6 protein-coding genes are annotated in these 5,775 nt (G+C 38.6%); 3 read left to right on the plus strand and 3 right to left on the minus strand.

Translation table 11 applies throughout. From position 1 onward, the window contains the following. Positions 1–391: GntT/GntP/DsdX family permease (locus tag HP439_RS17345; protein ID WP_216657892.1), on the minus strand; the 391-nt coding region annotated here is incomplete at its 3' end. A 543-nt stretch (positions 392–934) separates the two neighbouring features. Between HP439_RS17345 and HP439_RS17350 the strand changes: the two genes are divergently transcribed. Then, entirely contained in the window at positions 935–1,825 is an 891-nt protein-coding gene (locus HP439_RS17350) for a sugar phosphate isomerase/epimerase family protein (RefSeq protein WP_172391599.1), read from the plus strand. 275 nt (positions 1,826–2,100) lie between these two features. Here the strand turns inward: HP439_RS17350 and HP439_RS17355 are convergent, their stop codons facing one another. Together HP439_RS17355 and HP439_RS17360 are read right to left on the minus strand one after the other, a co-directional pair. Continuing rightward, on the minus strand, positions 2,101–2,964 hold the full coding sequence (locus HP439_RS17355; RefSeq protein ID WP_172391600.1) for an SDR family oxidoreductase: 864 nt from the start codon (positions 2,962–2,964) through the stop codon (positions 2,101–2,103). Between the two features lie 83 nt (positions 2,965–3,047). Next, positions 3,048–3,617, minus strand: a complete 570-nt coding sequence (locus HP439_RS17360; RefSeq protein ID WP_172391601.1) for a Crp/Fnr family transcriptional regulator — start codon at positions 3,615–3,617, stop codon at positions 3,048–3,050. 298 nt (positions 3,618–3,915) lie between these two features. On the opposite strand from HP439_RS17360, the gene HP439_RS17365 reads away from it, so the two are divergent. Together HP439_RS17365 and HP439_RS17370 are read left to right on the plus strand one after the other, a co-directional pair. Continuing rightward, entirely contained in the window at positions 3,916–4,716 is an 801-nt protein-coding gene (locus tag HP439_RS17365) for a penicillin-binding transpeptidase domain-containing protein (RefSeq protein WP_172391602.1), read from the plus strand. Positions 4,717–5,273: 557 nt separating this feature from the next. Continuing rightward, positions 5,274–5,775 (plus strand): Crp/Fnr family transcriptional regulator (locus tag HP439_RS17370; protein ID WP_172391603.1); only part of this gene is annotated, 502 nt, incomplete at its 3' end.

A 5,775-nucleotide genomic window follows, 5' to 3' on the forward strand; every position in this document is an offset into this window, starting at 1 on the left:
TATAAACAATAGAAAATATTAGCGGAACAAGCAACACAAAACCAACGCCATAAAACAAAGGAATACCTACAACAAATCCTGTAAATGCCATCCCCCATTGTAGATGTCTTACACCAAATAATCGAACCATAACAGCGGCAATATTCTCTGCGGCACCACTTTCGGCAATCATCTTTCCGAGCATTGCGCCTAGCACAATAATAAGCGTCAGTCCGCCCATCGTAGTGGCTATTCCCTTTTCAAGAGTAATCGGTATCTTGGTTAGTGGTATACCTAGCGCAATACCCGTCAATATTGACACAATAAGAAAAGATAAAAAAGCATTGATCTTAAAATAGGTGATGCAAGTAATGAGTAATAAGAGACTAAGGAATACAATTGTAAATACCATTTAGCTTTATTAATTATAGTGGTTTAAGAATCCCCTTCCGGTAGACGCGGGTTGCTTATTTCCTCTAATATAGTAATATCTAAGAAAAAACAGCACAAATATAAAATGAAGATGCAGCTCAATGCTATTTTCGCATATGACCTTAGATAATGCGCGATCTTCAAATACGCGCTTAAAAGTCGTATGATCCTAAATAGTCGATTATTAGATTCTTAACATATCATTAAATATTTCCTATTATTTTTTTAACTGTATGTGACTTTGCCTATGAAACTATTTTGAGGCGTGATTAAAAATATTGATTTTCAAAAGTTTAATGCTATTTATGATTTATTGCCGAGTGAAAAAGATCTTCGGCAAAAATGCAGATCGAATATACCCTGTTAAATAATGAGAGAACCCCCTTGCGTGTTAAGAAATTCTCTCGGCAAATTCCATAAGGGATATTTTCTTCACGGAGCATAACGTTTTTCAAATTTTCATTTAGTAATATTGTATCTTGTTCAATTCTAGTAAAATACCAGTTATACTAAACAGATTCCTATGAAAAACAAATTGTCAAGACGTGATTTTATACAAAATAGCCTCGTTGCCGGTATCGGTATTTCTATGATTCGCCCTTTGTCCGTTTTCGCAATGGCAGAAAATGAACAAATGAGGTTGGGTCTGGTTACCTACCAGTGGGGAAAAGACTGGGATCTACCAACCCTGATTGCGAATTGTGAGCAAACAGGGCTTTTAGGTGTAGAGCTCAGAACACAACATGCCCACGGGGTAGAAACAAGCCTAAACCCTGCCCAACGAGCAGAAGTGAAAAAGCGCTTTGCTGACAGCACGGTTACGTGCGTAGGTTATGGTTCCAATTTCGAATACCACAGTCCCGATGAGCGCGCGCTTCGAGAGAACATTGAACAGACAAAAGAATATATTAAACTCTGTAATGATATTGGAGCGACGGGTATCAAAGTAAAACCTAACACTTTACCATCTGCGGTTCCAAGGGAGAAAACCATTGCCCAGATTGCGGCATCGCTCAATGAAGTGGGGAAGTTTGCGCAAGATTATGGACAGCTAGTTCGGGTAGAAGTCCACGGGCCAATTACCGCGGAAATTCCAAATATGAAAGCCATTTTCGACCAAGTGACAGAGAAAAATGTAAAAGTTTGCTGGAATAGCAACGAATTAGATCTCGCAGCTCCTGGTTTTGCAGAGAATTTTGATATGCTTAAACAATGGATCGGAGATACGGTACATATTCGTCAACTGAACATTGATGACTATCCGTATCAAGAATTGTTAAATTCACTAGCAACAATCAACTACAGCGGATGGATATTGCTTGAAGCAGGCGAGGAAGTTCCGGACAGGATCGCAGGGATGAAAGAGCACTTGAGGCTTTTTAATAACTTGAAAGCAAATATTCCCAGAAAATAGATACGCCGAGTACCCTAAAAAGATAATTGTACTTGGTTAGTGCCGTATAATTATTTTTTTTCTTTTTTCAACGACGTTCGATCGGTAACCGTTCTTCCCAAAAAGGTAAGAGCTCAGTGATGCACTGCCCCCAAATAGTGTCCAACTTTTGGGGTTCAGTCCATGATACGGAGCTCTTTGTAATAAACCTAATTATCGTTGTATAAAACCGATAGAGTAGCTAGAATTGTCTCCTTTTCTACAGGCTCTTTTTTATTTATAATGAGAATGACACACTAGGTTAACAGGTCTTCCATCCCATAGGCTGTCATAGCTTTTGCGAATTCGACTTGAACAGCGTCATTTGCGGCTTTGACAAACTTTCCGGTCGTAGGGTCGACTACTGTTCGCAACGGTCTTTGTCCTTTAGGTCGACTGATTAGATTGACGACGGCATCGGCAACATCCTGTGGATTAGGTTTTGCCGCCTCGAAAAGCTGCCCAATGGCGTTAATCATTTTTTCAGGGAATGCAGCTATCGCTTGGTAGCCAGTATTTACGGATGTGTCGGACGCAGGCCTTGACTTTTGAGACATCTCGGTAGGGAAGGCGCCAGGTTGCAAAATAGCGACGTCAATTCCTAGCGGTCTAACCTCATAATGAAGACCTTCGCTGAGTCCTTCTAAACCAAATTTTGAAGCTGCGTAAACAGAAGAAAAAGGAAATGAGAACGTTCCGAAACCACTGGTTACATTGATAATTAAACCGTCATGTTGTTTTCTCATTATCGGCAACGCTAATTTCATTAATCTCCAAGGTGCTATAACGTTCACTTCAAACATTTCCTGAACATCGGCGACAGAATAACTTTCTGTAACGCCGGTCATGGCGATTCCTGCATTGTTTACCAGTATATCAATGGTTCCTTCTTTTTCTATGACGGTATCAAAAGCATTTTTTACACTGATTTCATCTGTTAAGCTGACGTCCAGAACAGTTATGTTTTCTACCTGAGACAAAGCCTTAGCTTTCTCTGCATTTTTTCCATTGGTATCTCTCATGGTGGCATAAACTTTATGCCCCGAAGCAGCAATACTGTTGGCTGTAAGCCATCCAAATCCGCTATTTGTTCCTGTTATTAATACGATTTTTTTATTCATATCCTTTTTTGTTTTATTAAAATAGTGATACAAATGTCGATACCTAAAACCCGGAACCATTTACCATTTGGTAAAAAGCGCTTTTAACGGATGTTTTTTCGTATTCTGCTCAATGATTGCTGGGTAATTCCCAAATACGAAGCGATCTGGGAAAGAGGAACACGATTAACCAGATTTGGAAACTCGTCCATGAATGATAAATAGCGGGTAGTGGCGTCTTCGGATACTAATGGACTTCGTTTTGCTATCGAATCGAGCAGACATTTTTTTTCGATTTTAGCGGATATGCCATCCCAATCTAGAATTGTATTTGAAATTTCATCCCAATCTTTTTTGGAAAAGGTGAGTACTTTACAATCGGTAACAGCCTGGACATATTCGGAAGCCGCGACCTGCGCCTCAAATCTCTGATAATCTGCAACAAAACTGTTTTCGTTGATGAAGTAATGGGTGATCTCTTCGCCCTTATTGTTGTAATAACAAAATCGAAATATGCCCTCGATAACAAATCCAACGTATTTTGGTATTTTCCCGGCTTCGGAAAAATACTCATTCTTGTGAAGTTCATGCGTTTTCGCCTTGCTCATAATGAGGTCGGTTTGCTGTTTGTTCAAATCACCAAACTGTAATATGTAATCGATAAATTCTTTCATAGCAAAAGGTAGTTGTTAGATCGGATACTTTCGTTAACATTTGGTAAAAAGTCAACTTCTTATGTGGGTACTACTGTATTATTTTTAGCTGTCTGTCCAGCTAGGGAACAATGTGTGCGAATCAATCGAGTCTCCTATATTGATTCCGCCAATATAAGGAAAAACCTATTTTCTTTAGATCGTTCGCTTACCAATCGTTAACTTTTTAAACGCCGGTAAAACATAGAGTTCTGTTGCGCAAGATATTAACAATATTGAGTAAATTCACCTGCTTAATTTTAAAATGAACGACAATTAGATGTTTACAAGAATAATATACGGTCTTTTATCTACTTTCCTATTTGCAGCAGGTGCATGGGGTCAGACGAACTTCAAAAAACATCTTGCGAACTGTGGCTTCCAGGGGAGTGTGACGATGTATGACTATAAAAACCAAAAATGGATAACGAGTGATAGTATTGATTCGTCGGTACCAAACGTTCCGGCTTCAACTTTTAAAATTATTAATTTGTTGATTGCTCTGGAGACAGGAGTTATATCTGACGAACTGGACACTGTAAAATGGGTCGGAGAGATCAATGAGGACTTGTACATGCATCGGCCTTCCACATATAAAGATATGACAGTGAAAGAGGCTTTTCAGGTGTCCGCAGGTTGGGTGTTTATGGAACTGGCTAAAAAGATCGGTCGAGAAAAGTATCTTTATTATCTTGAAGCCTCCGGCTACGGGAATCGTCAGGTTAATGACGAATCCGATTTTTGGAATTTTGGTCCATTGGCGATTTCGCCACGTAATCAGATAGAATTTTTAGTAAAAGTATATGAGGGTAAAACTCCGTTTTCGCAGAGGAACATCGAAATCTTAAAGCGGGTGATGATCAACGAGAAAAATGACGACTATATTCTTCGCGCAAAAACGGGCTGGGGCTCGCAAGATCAAAAAGATATTGGATGGTGGGTTGGTTATGTAGAAAGGAAGGACAATGTTTATTTTTTTTCGACTCGGATTACAAAGGACAAGGAAGACCAAAACCCTGAGTTTAAAGATTGTCGCATCGATATAACAAAGAAAGCTCTTAAGGAAATCGGAGCATTATAGCTTTTTTATAGTTATGTGTTTTCTCTACTTTTTCGAATAAGAAAATACCAATCCTTCTACTAGATGAAAATTCATATCGATTTTATTGGGGTGTAGCAATTGCAATATAGGAGCTACTATGGAGCTCATCTATAGCCGGCATGAGATGTATTATATGTAAAAACATATAATACGGTTTCGTGTGTGAATTTTATATGCTTTTACATATAATTTTTCTTTTCATCCGTCGAAAAAGCGTATTCTCACGAAGCAATTTGCAGGTTTTATGAAAGAAAAAAGGAAGGGACAGTATCCCTCTCACAGTCACTCGAAGGCTGTTCATTTAAACTAAGTAGGGTTGTCGTATTGGGGCTGTTCGTGCGATCGGCTGATAGCAAAGAGTGAAATAGCTCTGTCTTGAAGTAAGACTGATAATCGTTGTATTGATATCCGGGTTTCATGCAATTTCAAAGCCCAGCTTTCGTTAATAGGAAATCAATGTACGATATGCCTCTCTAAGAAATTTTTTAAGTTCATTTAGCTTCCGTATCTTTCAATAAATTATATTCCCGCTATAAATGTTTGAGATTTTAAGAAATCATATTGAAAAAATTGTTCCATTAACGGATCATGAATTTGAGTTTGTGTCTTCGCTATTTACTGTGAAATCGTATAAAAAAAATCATTTCATTTTCCAGGAAGGGGAGAATCTATCTCGACATTATTTTGTATGCAAGGGATTATTAAAGCTAGTTTATACAGACTCGGATGCACGTGAGCATATCGTCGGTTTCGCAATGGAAGACTGGTGGGAAAGTGATTTTGAAGCATTTTATATGCAACAGAAGACTTCAATGTCTTTGATATGTCTGGAAAATACGGATGTCCTTTATATCACGCTTGAAAATTATACCAGGCTATGTAGCACCTTACCGAAAATGGAGCATTTTTTTCTAGAGAAAGCATATTTTGGATTTATCGCTGCGCAAAAACGTATCCTTTCAACTCTTACCTCCAATACCAAAGAACGGTATCAGCAGCTCATCGAAAAACACCCTACGCTAGTACAACGTGTGCCGA

Source organism: Sphingobacterium shayense, from assembly GCF_013179575.1.
Classification (GTDB): Bacteria; Bacteroidota; Bacteroidia; order Sphingobacteriales; family Sphingobacteriaceae; genus Sphingobacterium; species Sphingobacterium shayense.